At 61.6% G+C, this 20,273-nt stretch carries 19 protein-coding genes and 1 pseudogene; 14 read left to right on the forward strand and 6 right to left on the reverse strand.

Annotation, left to right across the window (positions count from 1 at the left end; genetic code table 11):
• Positions 1 to 7: 7 nt before the first annotated feature.
• Genes ACZ9IU_RS14940 through ACZ9IU_RS14955 form a run of 4 tightly spaced genes read left to right on the forward strand, consistent with a single transcriptional unit; the run spans position 8 to position 3,198 of the window.
• Positions 8 to 475 carry a MarR family winged helix-turn-helix transcriptional regulator gene (locus tag ACZ9IU_RS14940; RefSeq protein ID WP_157885245.1) on the forward strand — a complete coding sequence of 156 codons (468 nt, stop codon included), beginning with the start codon at positions 8 to 10 and terminating at the stop codon, positions 473 to 475.
• 14 nt (positions 476 to 489) lie between these two features.
• Positions 490 to 1,188: a response regulator gene (locus ACZ9IU_RS14945; protein ID WP_038544190.1), complete on the forward strand. Its 699-nt coding sequence runs from the start codon at positions 490 to 492 to the stop codon at positions 1,186 to 1,188.
• Between the two features lie 31 nt (positions 1,189 to 1,219).
• The gene (locus tag ACZ9IU_RS14950; protein ID WP_038544192.1) at positions 1,220 to 2,599 is read left to right on the forward strand and encodes an ATP-binding protein; all 1,380 of its coding nucleotides are present in this window, start codon (positions 1,220 to 1,222) and stop codon (positions 2,597 to 2,599) included.
• A 17-nt stretch (positions 2,600 to 2,616) separates the two neighbouring features.
• Positions 2,617 to 3,198: a DUF1349 domain-containing protein gene (locus ACZ9IU_RS14955; RefSeq protein WP_038544194.1), complete on the forward strand. Its 582-nt coding sequence runs from the start codon at positions 2,617 to 2,619 to the stop codon at positions 3,196 to 3,198.
• Between the two features lie 27 nt (positions 3,199 to 3,225).
• Here ACZ9IU_RS14955 and ACZ9IU_RS14960 read toward each other — a convergent pair whose 3' ends face one another.
• The 4 genes from ACZ9IU_RS14960 to ACZ9IU_RS14975 form a co-directional block, all read right to left on the reverse strand.
• Positions 3,226 to 3,591: a tRNA-binding protein gene (locus tag ACZ9IU_RS14960; protein WP_038544196.1), complete on the reverse strand. Its 366-nt coding sequence runs from the start codon at positions 3,589 to 3,591 to the stop codon at positions 3,226 to 3,228.
• Between the two features lie 10 nt (positions 3,592 to 3,601).
• On the reverse strand, positions 3,602 to 4,420 hold the full coding sequence (proC, locus tag ACZ9IU_RS14965) for a pyrroline-5-carboxylate reductase (RefSeq protein ID WP_038544197.1): 819 nt from the start codon (positions 4,418 to 4,420) through the stop codon (positions 3,602 to 3,604).
• Complete coding sequence (locus ACZ9IU_RS14970; protein WP_038544200.1) at positions 4,420 to 4,920, reverse strand: type III secretion system chaperone family protein; 501 nt, start codon at positions 4,918 to 4,920, stop codon at positions 4,420 to 4,422. Before ACZ9IU_RS14970 ends, proC begins: the two co-directional genes overlap by 1 nt.
• A gap of 865 nt (positions 4,921 to 5,785) precedes the next feature.
• A complete protein-coding gene (locus ACZ9IU_RS14975; RefSeq protein ID WP_007758074.1) occupies positions 5,786 to 6,040 on the reverse strand; it encodes an accessory factor UbiK family protein in 255 nt (84 codons plus the stop codon).
• A gap of 220 nt (positions 6,041 to 6,260) precedes the next feature.
• Here ACZ9IU_RS14975 and lgt point away from each other — a divergent pair, with 220 nt between their 5' ends.
• The 8 genes from lgt to ACZ9IU_RS15015 all read left to right on the forward strand — a co-directional run bounded on the left by lgt (position 6,261) and on the right by ACZ9IU_RS15015 (position 13,113).
• Positions 6,261 to 7,085: a prolipoprotein diacylglyceryl transferase gene (gene lgt, locus ACZ9IU_RS14980; protein WP_038549444.1), complete on the forward strand. Its 825-nt coding sequence runs from the start codon at positions 6,261 to 6,263 to the stop codon at positions 7,083 to 7,085.
• A gap of 14 nt (positions 7,086 to 7,099) precedes the next feature.
• A complete protein-coding gene (locus tag ACZ9IU_RS14985; protein ID WP_038544202.1) occupies positions 7,100 to 8,200 on the forward strand; it encodes a class I SAM-dependent methyltransferase in 1,101 nt (366 codons plus the stop codon).
• Between the two features lie 132 nt (positions 8,201 to 8,332).
• Positions 8,333 to 9,127: a peptidoglycan editing factor PgeF gene (gene pgeF / locus ACZ9IU_RS14990; protein ID WP_038544204.1), complete on the forward strand. Its 795-nt coding sequence runs from the start codon at positions 8,333 to 8,335 to the stop codon at positions 9,125 to 9,127.
• A gap of 1 nt (position 9,128) precedes the next feature.
• On the forward strand, positions 9,129 to 10,280 hold the full coding sequence (locus tag ACZ9IU_RS14995; RefSeq protein WP_038544206.1) for a M24 family metallopeptidase: 1,152 nt from the start codon (positions 9,129 to 9,131) through the stop codon (positions 10,278 to 10,280).
• Between the two features lie 81 nt (positions 10,281 to 10,361).
• Complete coding sequence (locus ACZ9IU_RS15000; protein WP_038544207.1) at positions 10,362 to 11,141, forward strand: hypothetical protein; 780 nt, start codon at positions 10,362 to 10,364, stop codon at positions 11,139 to 11,141.
• Between the two features lie 174 nt (positions 11,142 to 11,315).
• Positions 11,316 to 12,248, forward strand: coding sequence for a ribose-phosphate pyrophosphokinase (locus tag ACZ9IU_RS15005; RefSeq protein ID WP_038544209.1), 933 nt, complete (start codon positions 11,316 to 11,318; stop codon positions 12,246 to 12,248).
• A gap of 63 nt (positions 12,249 to 12,311) precedes the next feature.
• The gene (locus tag ACZ9IU_RS15010; protein WP_080719184.1) at positions 12,312 to 12,740 is read left to right on the forward strand and encodes a Kazal-type serine protease inhibitor family protein; all 429 of its coding nucleotides are present in this window, start codon (positions 12,312 to 12,314) and stop codon (positions 12,738 to 12,740) included.
• 115 nt (positions 12,741 to 12,855) lie between these two features.
• On the forward strand, positions 12,856 to 13,113 hold the full coding sequence (locus ACZ9IU_RS15015) for a hypothetical protein (RefSeq protein ID WP_038544211.1): 258 nt from the start codon (positions 12,856 to 12,858) through the stop codon (positions 13,111 to 13,113).
• A 6-nt stretch (positions 13,114 to 13,119) separates the two neighbouring features.
• Here ACZ9IU_RS15015 and ACZ9IU_RS15020 read toward each other — a convergent pair.
• Positions 13,120 to 15,185 (reverse strand): annotated as a pseudogene (locus tag ACZ9IU_RS15020) (putative bifunctional diguanylate cyclase/phosphodiesterase).
• Between the two features lie 138 nt (positions 15,186 to 15,323).
• Positions 15,324 to 16,772, reverse strand: a complete 1,449-nt coding sequence (locus ACZ9IU_RS15025; protein ID WP_498957396.1) for a hypothetical protein — start codon at positions 16,770 to 16,772, stop codon at positions 15,324 to 15,326.
• A 246-nt stretch (positions 16,773 to 17,018) separates the two neighbouring features.
• On the opposite strand from ACZ9IU_RS15025, the gene ACZ9IU_RS15030 reads away from it, so the two are divergent.
• Together ACZ9IU_RS15030 and ACZ9IU_RS15035 are read left to right on the forward strand one after the other, a co-directional pair.
• Positions 17,019 to 17,624, forward strand: coding sequence for a 50S ribosomal protein L25/general stress protein Ctc (locus ACZ9IU_RS15030; protein ID WP_038544217.1), 606 nt, complete (start codon positions 17,019 to 17,021; stop codon positions 17,622 to 17,624).
• A 214-nt stretch (positions 17,625 to 17,838) separates the two neighbouring features.
• Positions 17,839 to 20,217 (forward strand): EAL domain-containing protein, encoded by a 2,379-nt coding sequence (locus tag ACZ9IU_RS15035; protein WP_038549446.1) that lies wholly within the window; start codon positions 17,839 to 17,841, stop codon positions 20,215 to 20,217.
• Positions 20,218 to 20,273: the final 56 nt, after the last annotated feature.

Below are 20,273 nucleotides of genomic sequence, written 5' to 3' on the forward strand. Positions count from 1 at the left end.
GCCGACAATGCCGGCAGTCGACGAAGCCCAGATCGACTTCGAGACCATCGAACTGCTTTTCTTCGCCTACCGTGATTTCGTGTCCGATCCGGATGCGATCCTCGCCAAGATCGGCATGGGCCGCGCCCACCACCGCGTCGTCTATTTCGTATCCCGCCAACCGGGCATGATGGTCACCGACCTTCTCGATACGCTGCAGATCACCAAGCAGAGCCTCGCGCGCGTCCTCAAGCAATTGATCGAATCGGGTTATATTCGCCAGATGGCCGGCGCCAAGGATCGCCGCCAGCGCAGGCTCTACCCGACCCTTGCAGGCCGTGAACTGGCGCTCGCCCTTTCCGAGCCGCAATCGCGCCGTATCGCTCGCGCCATGGAGGAACTGACCCCGGACACGCGGGCCTCGGTCAAGGAATTCCTGCGCCGCATGCGCGGCCGCGACGAAAGCCTCGAGCCTGTCGACAGCGATATGGATTAAGTGGGACCTTTGAGATGACGAAACTGCAGCCTTCCGACGATGCGCCTCATCTTCTCGTGGTCGACGACGACACGCGTATCCGCGATCTCCTGAACCGCTACCTGATGGAACAGGGGTTTCGCATCACCGTCGCCGGCGATGCAGCCGAGGCTCGCCGCAAGCTCGAAGGCCTGCATTTCGATCTGATCATCCTCGACGTGATGATGCCCGGCGAATCCGGCATTTCCCTCACCCAATCGCTCTACCAGAAGAAGACGGTGCCGGTGATCCTGCTGACGGCCCGCGCCGAATCGGAATCCCGCATCGCCGGTCTCGAAGCGGGCGCCGACGATTATCTGTCGAAACCCTTCGATCCGCGCGAACTGGTCCTGCGCATCAACAATATCCTGCGCCGCAGCACTTTGCCCGATACGCCGAAGATCGAGCAGATCATGTTCGGCCCCTTCACCTTCTCGATCCCGCGCAAGGAATTGCGCAGGGCCGCCGAAACCATCCGGCTGACCGATCGCGAACAGGAGATCATGCTTCTTTTCGCGCTGCGCGCCGGCGATACCATTCCCCGCCACGAGCTGATCGGAGATGACGCGGAGGTCGGCGAGCGCACGATCGACGTGCAGATCAATCGTTTGCGGCGTAAGATCGAGGAGGATCCGGCCAACCCCGTCTATCTCCAGACGGTGCGCGGCATCGGATACAGGCTGAGTATCGATTAGCCGAAGAGACCCGGCACAGGCTGAAGGCAGGATGGCATTTTTCGACTCTCTGAAGCGCGACATGGACCGGCTCACTTTGCCGGGCTGGCGGCCGATGACCCGCTGGCTGCGCCGCCGCCTGCCGACCGGGCTCTACACCCGCTCGCTTTTGATCGTCATCCTGCCGATGCTGCTTCTGCAGGGCGTCGTCGCCTCCGTCTTCATGGAACGGCACTGGCGCATGGTCACCGAACGCCTGTCGGAAAGCACCGTCCGCGATATCGCCGGCATTATCGAGGTGATCCAGGCCTATCCCCAGGATAGCAACTATGATGCCATCAGCCGCATCGCCAGCGACGCGCTGAACCTCACCATTGCGGTCGAGGAAAACGGCCAGCTGCCGCCGCCCCGCTCCCGCCCCTTCTTCGCCATCCTCGACGACATCCTCGCCGAGCAGATCACCCGCCAGATACAGATGCCCTTCTGGATCGATACGGTGGGCGACAGCCGACTCGTCGAAATCCGCATCAAGTTCGACACCAGGGTGCTGCGCGTTTTCGTCCGCCGCGGCTCAACCTATGCCTCGAACACACATATCTTCCTCGTCTGGATGATCGGCGCCGCTTTCGTACTGGTCATCATCTCTATCCTTTTCCTGCGCGGCCAGATCCGGCCGATCCTGACGCTTGCGAGCGCTGCCGAAAGCTTCGGCAAGGGGCAGAAGACCGATGGCTTTTCGCCGCGCGGCGCCGAAGAAATCCGCCGCGCCGGCCTTGCCTTCATCCAGATGCGCGAACGCATCGAGCGGCAGATGGAACAGCGCACCGCCATGCTCGCCGGCATCAGCCACGATTTGAGGACCATCCTCACCCGCTTCAAGCTGCAGCTGGCGCTCGCCGGCAACAAGCCGGAACTCGCCGGCATGGGCCAGGACGTCGACGATATGCAGTCGATGCTGGAAGGCTATCTCGCCTTCGCCAAGGGCGAAGCTGAAGAGGACTTCGGCGAGTTGCGCCTGAGCGAGCTGCTGCAAAAGCTGTGCCTGGAATTTACCCTGCATGGCAAGACCATGACCTACGAGATCGACGGCGAAGACGAGATCGCCGTGCGCCCCAACGCCTTCACCCGGCTGGTCGCCAACCTCGTGTCCAACAGCGAGCGTTACGCCCAATCGCTGCATGTGGACGCGCGGCACAGCGCCAAATGGCTGACGCTGACACTCGACGACGACGGCCCCGGTATTCCGGCAGGGTCGCGCGAGGACGTCTTCAAGCCGTTCTACCGCCTCGACGAAGCCCGCAACCTCAACGCGTCCGGCACCGGCCTTGGCCTGGCGATCGCCCGCGACATCGCCCGCGCCCATGGCGGCAACGTCACCCTAGCCGACAGCCCCCGCGGCGGCTTGCGCGCCGTCGTGCGTGTCCCCGCCTGATCGTTGACGAGGAACCGATGCCGATCGACCTTTCCGAGATGTCCTGGCTGAACCCGCCGCCCCAAAGCCGCAAGCAGGATGGCCGATTGATTACCCGCTCCGGCCTGGAAACCGATTTCTGGCAGGGCACCTATTACGGCTTTCATCGCGACAGCGGTCACTTCCTTCACCGGAGCCGAAAGGGCGACTTCACCGCCGAAACCTCCTTCGTCGGGAGGTACGAGGCGCTCTACGACCAGGCCGGGCTGATGATCCGTCATGACGAAAAACACTGGATGAAATGCGGCATCGAATTCACCGATGACGCCCGCCATTTCAGCGTCGTGGTAACCAATGGCCACTCCGACTGGTCCGCCTTCCGGCTCACCGGCGATTTCGAGGAGATCTTCGTCCGGGTCACCCGCATGGGCGACGCCCTCTTCGTCCAGTACCGAACCGACACACAGCCGGACTGGCGCATGGCGCGGCTTGCTTATTTCCCGCCTGCATTCACCGAACTCTCTGTCGGCATGACCTTCTGCTCGCCGCAACGCGAAGGTTTCGAAGTGGAGTTCCGGTCGTTCAGCCTCGGCGACGTCGAGAGCCGCGATATCCACTGACGATATGCCCTGCGCATCAGCGCTCGGTTACATCAGCTTGCGCCCGTTCGGCACCGGCTGCCCGACGGCGGCAAGCACGATCGCGCCGTTCTCGTCCTCGAAGCCGAGGGTCAGCACTTCCGAGCGGAACGGCCCGATCTGCCGCGGCGGGAAGTTGACGACGCCGAGCACCTGTCGGCCGACGAGCGTTTCCGGGGTATAATGCACGGTGATCTGCGCCGACGATTTCTTGATGCCGATCTCCGGGCCGAAATCGATCTTCAGCTTGAAGGCCGGCTTGCGGGCTTCCGGAAAAGCCTCGACCTCGACGATCGTGCCAACCCGGATATCGACTTTTTCGAAGTCACTGAAAGTGATCTTCTCGAAGTCGCCATAGGTGATGTCCTCAGCCATTCGAACTCACTCACGCGCCGAGTTCTTCGGCTCTGTCGCGGGCAGCCGCGATCGCCTTGTCGAACAGCGGCTGCATGCCGTCGTCCGCCATCAGCACGGCAAGTGCCGCGGCCGTCGTGCCGTTCGGCGAGGTGACGTTCTGGCGAAGTCTGGAAGCGTCGTCCGGGGACTGGTGGAGGAGCTCGCCAGCCCCCGAGACAGTTTCCCGCGCAAGCCGCATGGCGAGGTCCGCCGGCAGGCCTGCTTTCCGGCCCGCTTCCGCCATGCACTCCACGAGATAGAACACATAGGCCGGGCCGCTGCCTGAAACGGCGGTCACCGCATCGATATCCGCTTCGCTTGAAACCCATTCCACCGGCCCGCTGACCTTGAGCAGCGATTGCACCGCTTCGCGCTGGGCTTCAGTGACCTTGGGATTGGCATAGGCGCCGGTGACGCCGCGGCCGATCATGGCTGGCGTATTCGGCATGGCACGCACCATGGCGGCTTCGCCGAGATGCTTTTCGAGATAAGCGAGCGTCTTGCCGGCCGCAACCGAAACGACGACGGTGTCGGAACCGACAACTGGCTTCAAGGGCGGCAGAACGGCATCCATCAACTGCGGTTTGACCGCGAGAAACAGGATATCCGCGGACGCACCGTCGGGCAGCGCGGTAAAGTGATGCGCACCGGCCTCGGACATCATCGTTTTCATCGCATCGGAAGGCGATGGGTCGATGACCGTCACGGACGCGCCGGGCACGCCCTTTTTCAGCCAGCCGGACAGCATGGCGCCGCCCATATTGCCGGCGCCGACCAGAATGATGGATCCCAACTGACCAGAGGCCATCAGCACTCGCCCACGGTTTCGAACAGAACGGCTTCCATGGCGGCCTTCGCCTCCATGCCCGACCATACGACAAACTGGAACGCCTGATAATAGGATTCGCAGGCATCGAGCGCACTCGAAAGCAGCACTTCGACCTGCTGGTTGTTGGGTTCGGCGCCGCCGGCCAACAGCAGCGACTGCCGGAAGATGACCACGTCTTCCTGACGCCATACGTCGAAATGGCCCATCAGCACCTGGCCGTTGACGTGGCTCAGCAGGCGGATGACCTCGTTGACCCGGGCGTCGGGAATCTTGATGTCGAAAGCGCAGGCGAGATGCAGCGCTTCGAACTCCTCCATCCAGGAGAAGGAAACATGGTAGTCCGTCCAGCGGCCTTCCACGGTCATGGCGATCTCGTCTTCACCCGACCGTTCGAACGTCCAGTCGTTCGAGGCAGCAACGAATTCGATCATATCGACCGGATTCGACTGGCGTTCGATTTCCATTTCCATAAGCGTCATGCGGCACCTTCTTGACCGGAATGAATGCGAATTCGTGCGGTAAAACGCCAAAAACACGCGAACACTAACCGGGAACAACACTGTCGATGATCGTCCGACGCTTCCAGAATAACGCAGTCACCCTGTCTGGAGCTTACCAAGCCGTTTCGAATCATCCTTTAAAATCAGTGTACCTAGACGGAGTCCGGCTGCCAGCCCCTTCATCGGTTTTTACATGGGCAAAACTCGAAACATGTTCGCAGCGGAGATCAGAACGGAGTCATAAGCGACTCTGGACACTGGCTTTTTTCAATGTGTCCACAGGGCGTCATTTTTTCGCTTCAACACCTGCGCCCGCGCCGAAAATCTGTTCGGCACGGTTCGATCGGAGAGCCCACGCGAATGCGGAACCTCGAATGATTTATGAATAGTGGCTCCGCATTCGCGTGGCCTTCGGCGTTCTTTCGAGGCTTCCGGCCCCTACAGGTGATCATCTCGCCTCGCTGCGTGGCTTCATTCGCGCCCATCCTTTCGGGACAGGCTTGCCACTTGCACGGCTCAACCGAACCGGACATGGCTGTCCGGGGGAGGCTTGATAGGAATGGTCGTCTTGCAACGAGCACTCCATGGCTTTCACCTCTTCCACCATCGCCGCACGTTACGGTTCTGATGAAAGCGCCGGCCCCCGCCTGCCCGCGAACGTCTCGCGAAACACTCCGGCGACGGAAGCGAGCGGATTGTAGGCGTGGGTTGGGAGGGCGGGGAAGGTATTGGGTACGCCCTTTTTCTCTCCCCATGGGAGGAGAAAAGAAAAACAGCATCTTAGCTGACGAGCTAAGTGCTAGATTTTACGCAAGAGAGGCAGATCGTCCCCGGGAAACGCAGATCACTGCCCCGAAAGCTTGGCTTCCAGCGCCTCGATCCGCGCCTTCAGCGCTTCGTTTTCGTCGCGGGCGCGGGCTGCCATTTCGCGGACGGCCTCGAATTCCTCGCGCTTGACGATATCCATGCTGTTGAGGAACCGCTCGGCCTGGGCGTGAAATGCGGTTTCGACCTCCTTGCGCACCCCTTGGGCGGCACCGGCGGCATCGGTCATCAGCCGCGCGAAATCGTCGAGAATGCGGTTCGTACCGGTTGCCATGGTTCTGAACTCCCATATCGTCTGGCCGGCAATCCGGGCCGGCGAATGTCCATAGGGTTCAAGTAGGGCCTGTGCGGGCCGCTTGCAAGCATCATCCACCGTTCGCATGAGCACTCGCTTAGATTCACCTTGACCGTCGATGGCCGCAACGCCATGTTCCGCGCAATGCCGTTAGGTTGGACCCTGTAATTTGTACGAAGCGCTTCATCTTTTCGCTCTGATGCCGTTCCCGAACATCGATCCGGTGGCCTTCTCCATCGGCCCGCTCGCCATCCATTGGTATGGGCTCGCCTATGTCGCCGGCATCATGCTCGGCTGGTTTTATGCGCGTCGGCTGGCTGCCAACGCTTCCCTGTGGAGAGACGGCCAGTCGCCGATTACGGCTGCCCAGCTCGACGACTTTCTCGTCTGGGTCGCGGCCGGCATCGTGCTTGGCGGCCGCATCGGTTATATCCTCTTCTACGACATGGCGGCGGTGGCCGCGAATCCCATCCGCGCGATCGAGATCTGGAACGGCGGCATGTCCTTCCATGGCGGCTTCATCGGCGCAACGATCGCGATGATCATCTTCGCCCGCCGCAATACCATTCCGGTCTGGAGCATGTTCGACACGGTCGCAGCCGTCGTACCCTTCGGCCTGTTCTTCGGCCGCATCGCCAATTTCATCAACGGCGAACTCTGGGGACGTCTCAGCAGCGCGCCCTGGGCAGTCGTCTTCCCGACCGGCGGCCCGTTCGCGCGCCATCCGAGCCAGCTCTATGAAGCAGGCCTCGAAGGCATCGTGCTGGTACTCGTCCTCGCTCTGCTGATCTTCCGTTTCAAGGCGCTGAAAGTCCCTGGCACCATCGCCGGCACCTTCGTCGTCGGTTACGCGCTCTGCCGCATTTTTGTGGAATTTTTCCGCGAGCCGGATGCGCAGCTCGGTTATCTGCTCGGCACCAATTGGCTGACCATGGGCATGGTGTTGTCGCTGCCGATGATCGCAGCAGGCCTGTGGGCCATTGTTCGGGCCCGCGCGGCGGCGACGTCCGCGGCGAAAGCTTGAGGGAGGCACACCCGGTGAGCACTCCCCTCACAGAGAAGATCAAGACCCTGATCCGCACCAACGGCCCGATCAGCGTCACCGACTATTTCGCGCTGTGCCTCGCCGATCCGGAATACGGCTATTATCGCACCCGCGAGCCTTTCGGCCGCCATGGTGATTTCATCACAGCGCCGGAGATCAGCCAGTTGTTCGGCGAGATGATCGGCGTCTTCATGGTGCACGCCTGGCAACAGCACGGAACGCCCACGGGCGTCCGGCTGGTGGAGATCGGCCCCGGCCGCGGCACGATGATGACCGACATGCTGCGGGTGATCAAACGCATCGCGCCGCGCTTTTTCGAAGACCTGCACGTGCATCTGGTCGAGACCAGCGAGCGTTTGCGCGGCGTCCAGCGCATCACGCTCGAGGCTTTCTCGACCAAGATTTCCTGGCATGACAGTTTCGAGGAAGTCCCCGAAGGTTTCACGCTGATCGCCGCCAACGAATTGTTCGACGCGATCCCGATCCGCCAGTTCGTCAAGACGCCGACCGGTTTTCGCGAACGTCTCGTCGGCCTCAACGCCGAAGATGAACTCGGCTTTGCCGCCGGCGTCGCGACGCTCGACCCGCAGCTCCTTCCCTCGCCCCTCGCCGGCATTCCCGACGGCACGATCTTCGAACTGTCTCCGGCCCGCCAGGCGGTGATGCTGACGCTGTGCGAACGCTTGAGGACCTTCGGTGGCACGGCCCTGATCATCGACTACGGCCATCTGGTCACCGGTTTCGGCGATACGCTGCAAGCCATCCGCCACCATGACTACGATCCGCCGCTCGAAAATCCCGGCGAAGCGGATCTCACCAGCCATGTCGACTTCGAGGACCTCGCACGCATTGCCGTTTCCACGGGCGTGCACTTGAACGGCGGCTTGCACCAGGGTGATTTCCTGTTCGGCCTCGGCCTTGCCGAGCGGGCGACCGCGCTTGCCAAGGACAAGGAGCCGACCGAACAGCGCCTGATCGCCGCCGCCGTCGATCGGCTTGCCGGCGAAGGTGCCGGCAAGATGGGCGAACTCTTCAAAGTCATCGCGGTATCGAGCCCGGCATTGAAGCTGATGCCGTTCCGCGCGGTGGAGTGAACAGCGACCGTCAATTCATCAACCGATTGACATCCGCCCTTTTCTTGCGCCACTCTCGCCCTAAATCGAAGCAGCGGGCATGCCTTGAGAGAAGCCCAAAACCTCTTCAAATCAACGGGATAGATAACACCGATGCGGGACAGACCCTTGCCGGAGCCGATCGAGAGCCCCCTGTTGAACGACAGGGCCGGCGCTCGTGTTCGTCACGGTTTCTTCACCCGCAAGGGCGGCGTTTCGCAAGGACTTTATGCCGGCCTCAACGTCGGCATCGGCTCGGACGACGACCGCGAAAAAGTGATCGAGAACCGCACCCGCGTCGCTGCCTGGTTCGGCCTGCCCGTCGAAAAGCTGGCGACCGTCCACCAGGTCCATTCGCCAGACGTCTTCGTCGTCGACGAGACCTATGCCGGCGAACGGCCGAAGGTCGACGCGATGGTGACGAGTGTGCCGGGCGTGGCACTCGGCGTGCTTGCTGCCGACTGCGGCCCGATCCTGTTTGCCGACGGCGCGAACGGCGTGATCGGTGCCGCCCATGCCGGCTGGAAGGGTGCGCTGACCGGCGTGCTCGAAAACACCATCGAGGCAATGATCTCGCTGGGCGCCGCGCGGGAAAACATCACCGCGGTCCTCGGCCCCTCGATCGGCCCGGCAAGCTACGAGGTCGGCCCGGAATTTGTCGAGCGGTTCCTGGGCTACGACCCGTCCTATGAGGCCTTCTTCACATCGTCATCGAATACGGGGCATTCTATGTTCGACCTGCCCTCGCTGACCATAAGGCGGCTGAGGGCTGCCGGGGTGCGGGCAGAAAGCCTCGGCCTCGATACCTATCCGGATGCGGAACGGTTCTATTCCTACCGCCGCACCACCCACGCCAAAGAGCCGGATTACGGCCGTCAGATTTCAGCAATCGCACTTCAGGAGAATTGATATGGCCCTGCATTTCGAGAGGAGCGAATACGCCGACCGGCTGACGCGGCTGACGGAGAAGATGCGCGCCGACAAGCTGGATGCGCTTTTGATCTTCGCCCAGGAAAGCATGTACTGGCTAACCGGCTACGACACGTTCGGCTACTGCTTTTTCCAGACCCTGATCGTCAAGGCGGACGGCAGCATGACGTTGCTCACCCGCTCCGCCGACCTGCGCCAGGCCCGCCACACCTCGATCGTCGAGAACATCGTCGTCTGGGTCGACCGGGTGAATGCCGATCCGACCCTCGACCTCAAGAACCTGTTGAGCGACATGGACCTGCTCGGCGCCAGGATCGGCGTCGAATACGATACCCACGGCATGACCGGCCGCATCGCCCGCCTCCTCGATAACCAACTCGCCACCTTCGGCCAGATCAGCGACGCCTCCTACTTGGTCAGCGCTCTGCGCCTGGTCAAAAGCCCGGCGGAAATCGCCTTTGCACGCCGCGCTGCCGAACTTGCCGACGACGCGCTCGATGCGGCGCTGCCGCTGATCAGGGCCGGCGGCGACGAGGCGGAAATCCTCGCGGCCATGCAGGGCGCCGTCTTTCTCGGCGGCGGTGACTACCCCGCCAACGAGTTCATCATCGGCTCCGGCGCCGACGCCCTGCTCTGCCGCTACAAGGCCGGGCGCCGCAAGCTCGACGCGACCGACCAGCTGACGCTCGAATGGGCGGGAACAGCTGCGCATTACCATGCGGCGATGATGCGCACGGTCATCGTCGGCGAACCGTCGCCTCGCCACCGCGAGCTCTACAAGGCCTGCCTCGAAACCATCAAGGCGATCGAGGAAGTGCTGCGCCCAGGTCAGACATTCGGCGACGTCTTCGACACCCATGCCCGCATCCTCGACGAACGCGGCCTGTCGCGCCACCGCCTCAACGCCTGCGGTTATTCGCTCGGCGCGCGCTTCTCGCCCTCCTGGATGGAGCACCAGATGTTCCATTTCGGCAATCCTCAGGAGATTTTGCCGGACATGACGCTGTTCGTGCACATGATCATCATGGATTCCGACAGCGGCGCGGCGATGACCCTCGGCCACACCTACCTGACGACCGAAGGCGATCCGCAGCCACTTTCCCGCCATGCTTTGGAGCTCATTCAACGCTGAATGCTCAAAAAATCAGGCAATTGACAGTTTGGGAAAGCAAACCCTAAGCTCCTGCCGAGGAATCTGTGGCGGGAGACGGGTATGCGGCCTTTCGGAACACTGCTGTCCGCTGCCCTGCTGGCGGTTGCGCTTGCCTCCTGCAACACCACGGAAGCGCTGACGCCACAGACGAATGTCGGCGGCGGGGGAGCCCGAACCTCCTCGCCCGTCACCCAGGCCGAAACCGACCGCATGGCCCGCTCGGCACAGCCGGAAACCTATAACAGCAGCGGCGGCTATCAATCCGGCCCCCAGAGCACGCTTGAAGCGCAGGCCCGGGCGCTGGAATCCGGCAGCGCCGTCTCGCCCTCCTCCTCCGGCCAGCCGCCGCAATGGGAGGGCCAGGGGAGCCAGGGCCAGCAGCAGACCATGCAGCAGCCTCAGGCGCAGCAGCCGACCGCGGCACCCCAGCAACAACAATCCCGTCAGCAGCAGAGCGCCTCATTGCCGCCCGCATCCGGTCCGACGGTCCGCTTCCTGCCGATTATCGGCGCTCCGGTCCAGGCGGTCACCCCGCTGTCCCGCCAGCTCGGCGCTCAGGCCCGCGCCAACGGACTGACGATCCGGCCGTCGAGCGACAACAGTACCGAGCATATCCTGAAAGGTTATTTCTCCGCCTTTTCCGACAGCGGCAAGGTCACCATCGTTTATGTCTGGGACATCCTTGACAGTTCCGGCGCCCGGCTGCACCGCATGCAGGGCCAGGAGAGCGTGCCCGGCAGCGGCCAGGATCCCTGGGCCGCGGTTCCGGCTTCGACCATGGAGACCATCGCCGCCAAGACGATCCAGGACTATGTGGCCTGGCGCCAATCCCAAGGCTGATCGATCCGGCTTTGGCTATCTTGGGGCAATCGCGGCGGCCGATTCTTACTGAACCTCAAAAGCCACTGGTCACAGTTTCTTCATAAAAAAGGGTGAGCGGGCGCGAAACGCACTTGCATTCGAAGGCGGCGGCGGTAAAAGGCCCGCATCCAGCTTCAAAACAGGCGGACCGCAATGAAGGTTTTCGCAGGCAATTCGAACCGGCATCTCGCCGACGCGATCTGCAGCTATCTTAATGTTCCAGTCGGAAAAGCCAGCGTAAGGCGATTTGCAGACCAGGAAATCTTCGTTGAAATTCAGGAAAACGTGCGTGGCGAAGATGTCTTCATCATCCAGTCCACGTCCTTCCCGACCAACGATCACCTGATGGAACTGCTGATCATGATCGATGCGTTCCGCCGGTCGTCGGCCAAGCGCATCACGGCGGTCCTGCCGTATTTCGGTTACGCCCGTCAGGACCGCAAGGCCGGCCCGCGCACCCCGATCTCGGCAAAGCTGGTCGCCAACCTGATCACCGAGGCCGGCGCCGACCGTGTCCTGACGCTCGACCTGCATGCCGGGCAGATCCAGGGCTTTTTCGACATCCCGACCGACAATCTCTTCGCGGTGCCGGTGCTCGCACGCGACGTCAAGGAACATTACGACCTCAACAACGTCATGGTCGTCTCGCCCGATGTCGGCGGCGTTGTTCGCGCCCGGGCGCTCGCCAAGCGCATCGACTGTCAGCTGGCAATCGTCGACAAGCGCCGCGAACGGGCTGGCGAATCCGAGGTGATGAACGTCATCGGCGAAGTCGACGGCAAGGACTGCCTGCTGATCGACGATATCGTCGATTCCGGCGGCACGCTCTGCAATGCGGCTGAAGCACTTCTCAAGAACGGCGCCACCAGCGTCACCGCCTACATCACCCACGGCGTGCTGTCGGGCGGCGCGGTTGCGCGTATCGGCGCCTCCAAACTCAAGGAACTGGTGATCACCGACTCGATCCAGCCGACCACGGCGGTCCAGTCGGCGCACAACATCCGGGTCATCACCACCGCCAACCTGCTCGGCGAGGCGATCAACCGCACGGCAATGGAATCCTCCGTCTCCAGCCTTTTCGACTGACCTTCTTCTGTCACAAGTATTTGGATAGACTCGCCCTCGAACGCAAACAGAGGGTGAGTCGCGATGTTTTCCTTTATCGGCCTCTCGAAGAGACTGGCCATTTTCCTTCTAATTCCGTTGCTGTCGGCCTGCGTCGACGGCGGTAGCAGGCCGGGCGGCTACTATCCGCCGGAACGGCCGCGGCCGGACTGGAACCGTCCTCAGAGGCCTGATCGTCCTGACTGGGATCGTCCGCAGCGGCCCGACCGTCCGGATTGGAACCAACCCGGCAGGCCCGGTCGTCCGGACCGGCCGGATCGCCCGGACTGGAACCAGCCAGGCCGTCCTGGTCGCCCCGATCGCCCTGGAAGGCCCGAGCAGCCCGGCTTCTGCACGCGCGAATACCGTCCCGTCTGCGGCCAGCAGGGCGGACGCACCCAGACTTTCCCGAACGCCTGCGAGGCGGCAAATGCCGGCTTCAGCGTCGTGGCTTCCGGTGAGTGCCGTCGTTAAAAGGCCGGCTTGAGGTAACGACAAGTCATCAGCGGAAAACGCCGGAACCAGGGTTCCGGCGTTTTGCTTTGTGCCAAAGCTTCGGTTAGAAGGCGCTCCGAAGAAGGAGACAAGCATGGCCGCACGCGACCGCTATTCCCGAAAACTCGAATGTTCCCAATGCGGCAATGTCGGTTTCGCCGAGGTTTCCGAGACCGACGACAGGCGGCAGGGCAATCGCGATTTCCGCATCGATGAACTGCCGAAAGGCTTCATCACCGAATTCGCGTCGACCGATCCACGCAAATACATGATCCGTTGCGGCCAATGCGGCCACAAGTTCCGTTTCGAGCAGAAGACGGTCTATGCACCGGGGGGCGAACCCCGACGCTGACGCAAGTCAGGCGACCTTGGCAACCACCGGGGTGCTCTCGTCCCGGGCTTCACCATTGACGATATGTTCGATCCCGGCCCGCGGACCGGGCTTGCCAAACAGATAGCCCTGGACCTGCATGCAGCCTTCTTTGCGCAGGAAGGCGATATGCGCATCGGTCTCCACCCCTTCGGCCAGCACCGGGATGTGGAGGCTGGAGGCAAGGATCAACGTCGAGCGCACGATCGCCGCCGACTGTTCGTTGTTGGAAAGCCCGTCGACGAAGGTTCGGTCGATCTTGATCTTGTCGAACGGGAAGGACATCAGCGTCGAAAGCGACGAATAACCGGTGCCGTAGTCGTCCATGGCGATCTTGACGCCGAGGCTCTTCAGATGGCGAACGATCTGAAGCGCCCGCTGATGGTCGCCGATGATGCCGGATTCGGTGATCTCAAGCTCCAGCCGGTCGGCACTGAGCCCCGTCTCGTTGAGGATATCGCGAACCTTGGTCGGAAATCTCGGATCGGCGAGCTGCTGGGCAGCGACGTTGACGGCAATGCCGAACGGATTCTTCCACGTCGCCGCCTCCAGGCAGGCGCTCCGGAGCACCCATTCGCCAAGCTCGACGATGAAGCCGGTGCGCTCTGCGATCGGGATGAATTCGCCGGGATTGACCAGGCCGCGTGTCGGGTGGTTCCAACGCAGCAGAACCTCGAAACCGACCCCACCTCTTCGGAGAACGTATCGTTTTGCCGCTGATAATAGAGTTCGAACTGCCCGGCCACGAGACCAGAACGCATGTCCATGGCAAGTAAGTTGCGTTCGCGGGCGGCCTGGTCCATCGACGAATCGTAGAAGCACACCATGCTGTCGCCGGATTGCTTGGCGCGATACATGGCCACATCCGCCTGCGCCACGAGATCGTCGATCGTCTTTGCTTCTTCGGGATAGAGCGCGATACCGACGCTTGAGCCGACTGTGAGCGTATTCCCGTTCCATTCGATCGGCTTGCAGATTTCGGCAAGCAGCCGATTGGCAAGCGTCATCGCGTCGGAGCGCTTGTAGTACAGATGCTTCAGCGCGACGAACTCGTCGCCGCCGACACGGGCGATGAATTCGCCCTCGCCGACCGCCTGAGCAAGCCTGCCGCCGATCCTGCGCAAGACCTCGTCGCCGGCCGCATGGCCGTGGACGTCGTTGACCTCCTTGAAGCGATTGAGATCGAAGGAAAGTACCGCGATGCGGGACGCGAGGTCGGCCGGACGCATGGCGATATCGGCGAGTTGCTCGTTGAAGGCGGCGCGATTGGCAAGCCCCGTCAGCGCATCGTGCAGGGAAAGGCGGCGATACTGTTCGACGGCGGCCTGGGTCGTGCGGGCGTCGATCAGGTAGGTTGCCGCCGTCAGCGCCAGCAGAATCAGCATCAGCGACAGCACGCCGAAACCGAGCACGACCGGCGGAACGACTTCGTTCTGCATCACGGCGCGGGGGTCGAGGACGACATCGATCGCGCCCATGGCGGTGAAATGGGTCGTGGCGATCGCCAGGATCATCGCCAGCACTGAGCTGTATTGGCAGAAATGCGTCACCGGACGCACGACGCGATTGGTCGTCAACACGCCGAATAGACCTGCAAAGATCAGCGATGCTATGACGTAGCGGCGATCCCAGTCGATGCTACCCTGCACCTCATAAGCGGCCATGCCCGTGTAATGCATCGCAGCGATGCCGAGCCCCATCACCATCCCGCCGGCCTCGGCAAGCAGGGACCGGCCGCCATAACTTGCAATGCTCAGCCCGATCGTGGCCGTGGCGACCGCGATCATGAAAGAAAGAAGGGTTTGAGCCGGTTCATATCCCGCCTGCCCGCCGGATAGATAACCGAGCATAGCCAGAAAATGCGTTGTCCAGGTGGTCGATCCGCCCATGAAGCCCGCGAGGAAAAGCCAGATGACCTTCTCGATCCCGCTCCCCCTCCGGGCGCGGGAAAAAAGACGGATGGTCAGGAAGGAGCCGATCACGCAGATCAACACTGCGGAAGCGATATACCGAAGATCGTGCTCTATGAAGATGCAGGAGAAAACGCGAAACATGGATGCCTGTCACTTTTCAACGAGTTTGGTCGAGAAGTTTTAGCATTGAAACATGTCTGAAGCGTTCCTTTGGATGGTAAATGCCGGCTGACTGGCAAAAGCACAGCCGGCACCAAAAGGCATGGGCAGGTCGTCAGATCATTGGATCGGCTGCCCGTTGACGCTGAAGCTCTTGCCGTCCTCGAACTTGACGTCCCAGCGCAGGCGGCCGTCCGGTTCAGTCTTCGCCATGCCCTTCGCCATCATTATCGCGAATGAAACCTGGTTGAATTCGGGGTCGCTCTTAGCGGCGGCCTGGAAATACTGGATCAGCTTGTCGATGTCGCGGGCAAGGATCGAGGTTTCCAGCGTGTAGCGGTCCTTCTCGTCCGGATAACCCTTGACCTTGCCGGAGGCTTCGACGTCGTAAAGCGCGGATTTCGCGGCGACGCGTGGGAAATCGACCGTCAGCTGGCCGTTGTCGAGAAAGGCTTTGCCGAGACGCTCGCCCTCCGCGTCCGGCAGCTGACCCGGCTTGGAAAAGTCGATCTCCATGAAGGTGTCGATGAACCGCTGGAAGTTGAGGTCAGCGACACCGACCTCCATTTCCGCCATGTCCGGCACCAGCTGGGCGTAGAGCGGGGGAATGATGCGTCCGTCCGGCGTAGAGATGTTCTCGATGCGCGCACCGAAGCCGATCCGGGTTGCCGCGGCGGGCTCGCTCATCGTGAACGTATAATCGAGCTTGTGAATACCAAAATCGCCGATCGGGCTTGCCACGGTGAACTGGTTGAAGCTGAACTTTTCGGAAAGCGCCGTGAAGAACGGCATCGCGCCGCGGATGAGATCCTTGAGCCTGGTGATCTCGGCCTGCGACGGCTTTTCATCCTTGACTAGTTCGAGCATGAAGGCGACGAGATTGCGGATCTTTTCGGCCATTACGCCCTGGACACCGACGTCGAAATCGAGGCTTTCGGCGCGGACCTGTATGGGTGGAGTTTCGGGCGTCGCAATCCGTTCGTAGAAGCGCAGGAACGAGCCCTTGCCGGTGAAATCGGTGCCCCCGGCAGCCGCACTCGCCGCGGACGCCAGTGAATAGTTCATGCCGGCGACACTCGCCTCGACCTCCTCCGGACCGCTCTTCGAGACCATTCGGAGCGGGCCTGACGTCACCTCGCCCGAGCGGAAGTAACTGATCGCCGGATCGAAAATGCCGGAAAACACCATGTCGGTGACGGAGTAGCTGAGGTTCGTCGGCTTGCCGTCGGGCCTCTTGCCCTTGACGGTGAAATTCATGTCGCTGTCGCTATTGAACTTCCATTGGCCGTTGTCGAGGGGCGCGGCGAAGACCGAATACGGCTTCAGGCCGGAAACAGTGAAGTCTTTCTTGTTGATGGATTTCAGCAGCTTGGCGAAATCGTAGCTGATCTCGTAGCGTTCGCCGGCCGGCTTGACGGTCAGGAAACCCGTGGACTTGACCGTATCCGGCAGGAAGTGGATGAGGCTTTCCTTGAGGGTGCGGGCACCCTTGTCGTTGATCTCAGCCGCCGCAACCGGATATACGCAGGACGCAGCCATCAGTCCGGTCGCGATCAAAGTACGTTTCATGAATCAAACCCTTCCCTCATTCAACGGGCACCAATTTGGAAGACGGCCCCGCCGAAGTCAAGCGCAAGCCCTTTGTTTCCAGGCCGAAAAGCTTGCACATCCTCGATCGTTGTATTATAGCCCGCCGGTCCGCGTAGACACCCTTGGAGGCAACGCGGATGAAGCGCATCGGATGGTGCCCTTCAGTTTGACGCGAGCCGACAACGCTTGCGGAAAACTCTCCAAACAACCTCGAAAGGATATGCCATGAGCCACGCATCATACGAGCTCAAGGCCGAGGCGCGCGAACGGGTAGGTAAGGGGTCCTCCCGTGAACTTCGCCGCAACGGTTTCATTCCTGCTGTCATCTATGGTGACAAGCAGTCCCCCATCGCGATCGCTCTGTCGACCAACGAAGTGACGAAGCGCATCCATGCCGGCGGTTTCATGACCACGGTTGCCACGATCGACGTCAACGGCGAGAAGATCCAGGTCCTCCCGAAGGACTATCAGCTCGATCCGGTCCGCGACTTCACCATGCACGTGGACTTCCTGCGCGTCTCGGGCAACACGGAAGTTTCCGTTGAAGTTCCGGTTCACTTCGTCAACGAAGAGAAGTCCCCGGGCATCAAGATCGGCGGCGTTCTCAACATCGTCCGTCATGAAGTCGAGCTGCTTTGCCCGGCCAACGACATTCCGGAATTCCTGACCCTCGACCTGACGGGCGCGAAGATCGGCGACAGCCTCCACATCTCCGCCGTCAAGCTGCCGGCTGGCGTACGTCCGGTCATCTCCGACCGCGACTTCACCATCGCGACAATCGTCGCCCCGGCTGCAGGCGTTACCGAGGAAGAACCGGCTTCTGCTGAATAACCAGGCCGAAATTCTTGAAATGGGACCCGCTTTCGCAAGAAAGCGGGTTTTTTATTGTCTACCGAATACAGTTTAGTAACGCTGCTTCCGTAATTCGTTCGAATCTTGGCATCGTCGTTTCAGTGAAGTTTAATGAATAGGTGAAACGATGCACGCTACTTCAGCATGACGGGGAAAGTCCGGCGGCAGCCAGACGATGAATGCGGGGAAGACGGTGACTCATTCCGTTGAGAGTCGTTTTATTGCGATTATTTCGGGCGCCCTTCTGGTCGTCGTCGCACCGCTGTTCACGCTGTTTCTGGCGCTTTCCTCCCAGCAGGCCGCCAAAAACCTCAGCGAACACGTCAATGTCGTGCTGGTGACCAACTCCCAGGCGCTCGGAAAGCCGCTCTGGGATCTCGACACCGACAGCATCCACCAGGTCGCGTCGATGCTCGTCGCCGACCCGGCCATCAGCGGCGTGCAGATCAGCGACAATACGGGCAAGCTGAATATTTCCGAAGTCGACGTCAATCCGGCCGATTTCCGCGGGCTTGAAGCCATCTCCGAGCCGATCTTCTACAAATCACAGCAGGGCACCCGCAATGTCGGCAGCATTACCGTCTATGTCCCGAAGCTCGGTTGGTTCTCCGCCTTGCACCAGATGGAAATGGCCTTCATCTCCATCTTCATCATCACCATCCTGACCGTCTTCGGCGCAGCGATCCTCGGCAACCGCGTCATGGTCATCAAGCCGCTGATGCGGCTGACCGCAGCCATCGAAGCAACCCGCAGGCTGGGTTCGCGCCACCATGTCGACTGGCGCTCGAACGACGAAATGGGGCGGCTGGCGAAGAGCTTCAACGAAATGCAGACGCTGCTGGAGCGCGAGGAGCGCGAACTGAAGCGTGCCCACCAGCAGACCACGGAAATCTACAACCTGACGCCGGCCATGCTGTTTTCGCTGACCTCGGGCGATCAGATCGCCGCCGTCAGCGACTATTGGCTGCTCGCGACGGGCTATCGCCGTGACGACGTCATCGGCCATCCCTTTTCCGAGCTCGTCGCGCCTGCTGACCGCCAGATCTACGCAAGGCGCAAGCAGCAGGCGAAATCGACCGGCCTGGCGATCGAAGCCACCGTCCGCTTCCTCTGCGCCGACGGCCGTCTGATGGACGTGCTGATCGTCGAAATCGAACTCGGCACGGCCGGTGGCGGCATTCCCGGCTCGCTGAGCGTCATGACGGACGTCACGGAACTGAGACAGTCGGAACTGCGCAACCATCAGCAGGCCATCTCCGACCACCTGACCGGGCTTCTCAACCGCCAAGGTTTCGAAGCGACGCTCGACCAGAAGATCGCCGAGGCCGACAGGACACGGACGGAGGTCGCCTGTCTGTTCGTCGATCTCGACCGCTTCAAGGCGATCAACGACAATCTCGGCCATGCCGCCGGCGACGCGGTGCTCTGCCAGTTCGTCGAGCGGACGAAGCCGATGCTCGACGACGACGACACCGCCTCCCGCCTCGGCGGCGACGAATTCGCCATCCTGATCACCGGGGAAGGTGCCGAGCGCCGTGCCACCGAACTCAGCCAGAAGATCGTCGACATGTTCGAGGTTCCCTTCCGGATCCAGGGCACCGGCGTGCGGCTGAGCGCCAGTATCGGGCTTGCCTTCTACCCGAGCCATGCCGCCAGTGCGGCCGAACTGCTGCAGAAGTCGGACATGGCGATGTATGCCCGCAAACGCGACGGCAAGAACGGTGCGCAGGTCTACGATCCCGCCATTCTCGACCAGACGCGGGAACGGGCCGAGATCGAGAGCGACATCGAAGTCGCCATTGCCGCAAGCTGGTTCGAGGCGCATTTCCAGCCGATCGTCGACATCGAGACCGGCGTTCCGTCGGGCTTCGAAGCCCTGATGCGCATGCGCCACCCCCGCAAGGGGCTGATGTCGCCGGCCGGCATCATCAGCGTTGCCGAGGAGACAGGCACGATCGGCCAGATCGGCAACCTCATCCTGGAAGACGCGATGGCGAACCTTGCCCGCGTCTCACGCCTGCCGGGCATGGGCGAGGCCTATGTCGCGGTCAATTTCTCGCCGCTGCAATTCGAGCCCGGCCTGCCGGCCCGCCTTGCCGGTCTGCTCGGCCGCTACGGCATCGATCCGTCGCGCCTGGTAGTGGAAATCACCGAAGCCGTGCTGATGCACGACAACCCGGAAATCCGCACCATCCTCAACGAGATCCATCGCTTCGGCTGCCGTATTGCGCTTGACGATTTCGGCACCGGCTATTCGTCGCTGAGCTACATGAGCCGTTTCCCCGTCGATATCGTCAAGATCGACCAGTCCTTCATCCGTTCGCTCACCGAACAGACGGGTGACATAGGCAGTAAGAACAGGATGCTTGTCGAAGGCATCAGTGCTATTTCTCACAAGATGAACTGCAAGGTCGTCGCCGAAGGCGTCGAGACGGAAGAGCAGCGCTTATTGCTGCAGCAAATGGGCATCGACTACGCCCAAGGCTACCTCTTCTCGAAGCCCCGCGAAATCTCCGAACTGCTCTCGGCCCTATCCGCCCGGCAGGCCGAAATCGAGTCCATGGCGAGCTGACAAGCCCTCACCACCGGACCAGATGCTGGGTCAGAAATGACAACATGTGCGTTTGG

The sequence above is a fragment of the Mesorhizobium sp. USDA 4132 genome, from assembly GCF_056279545.1.

Bases quoted from the DNA above. Each gene is read 5' to 3' on its own strand.
- ACZ9IU_RS14970 (WP_038544200.1), bottom strand. From the start codon at position 4,920: ATGACGCTTATGGAAATGGAAATCGAACGCCAGTCGAATCCGGTCGAT.
- proC (WP_038544197.1), bottom strand. From the start codon at position 4,420: ATGGCCTCTGGTCAGTTGGGATCCATCATTCTGGTCGGCGCCGGCAAT.
- ACZ9IU_RS14995 (WP_038544206.1), top strand. From the start codon at position 9,129: ATGGCCCTGCATTTCGAGAGGAGCGAATACGCCGACCGGCTGACGCGG.
- pgeF (WP_038544204.1), top strand. From the start codon at position 8,333: ATGCGGGACAGACCCTTGCCGGAGCCGATCGAGAGCCCCCTGTTGAAC.
- ACZ9IU_RS14940 (WP_157885245.1), top strand. From the start codon at position 8: ATGCCGGCAGTCGACGAAGCCCAGATCGACTTCGAGACCATCGAACTG.
- lgt (WP_038549444.1), top strand. From the start codon at position 6,261: ATGCCGTTCCCGAACATCGATCCGGTGGCCTTCTCCATCGGCCCGCTC.
- ACZ9IU_RS15015 (WP_038544211.1), top strand. From the start codon at position 12,856: ATGGCCGCACGCGACCGCTATTCCCGAAAACTCGAATGTTCCCAATGC.
- ACZ9IU_RS15000 (WP_038544207.1), top strand. From the start codon at position 10,362: ATGCGGCCTTTCGGAACACTGCTGTCCGCTGCCCTGCTGGCGGTTGCG.
- ACZ9IU_RS14955 (WP_038544194.1), top strand. From the start codon at position 2,617: ATGCCGATCGACCTTTCCGAGATGTCCTGGCTGAACCCGCCGCCCCAA.
- ACZ9IU_RS15005 (WP_038544209.1), top strand. From the start codon at position 11,316: ATGAAGGTTTTCGCAGGCAATTCGAACCGGCATCTCGCCGACGCGATC.
- ACZ9IU_RS15010 (WP_080719184.1), top strand. From the start codon at position 12,312: ATGTTTTCCTTTATCGGCCTCTCGAAGAGACTGGCCATTTTCCTTCTA.
- ACZ9IU_RS14945 (WP_038544190.1), top strand. From the start codon at position 490: ATGACGAAACTGCAGCCTTCCGACGATGCGCCTCATCTTCTCGTGGTC.
- ACZ9IU_RS14975 (WP_007758074.1), bottom strand. From the start codon at position 6,040: ATGGCAACCGGTACGAACCGCATTCTCGACGATTTCGCGCGGCTGATG.
- ACZ9IU_RS14960 (WP_038544196.1), bottom strand. From the start codon at position 3,591: ATGGCTGAGGACATCACCTATGGCGACTTCGAGAAGATCACTTTCAGT.
- ACZ9IU_RS15030 (WP_038544217.1), top strand. From the start codon at position 17,019: ATGAGCCACGCATCATACGAGCTCAAGGCCGAGGCGCGCGAACGGGTA.
- ACZ9IU_RS14950 (WP_038544192.1), top strand. From the start codon at position 1,220: ATGGCATTTTTCGACTCTCTGAAGCGCGACATGGACCGGCTCACTTTG.
- ACZ9IU_RS15025 (WP_498957396.1), bottom strand. From the start codon at position 16,772: ATGAAACGTACTTTGATCGCGACCGGACTGATGGCTGCGTCCTGCGTA.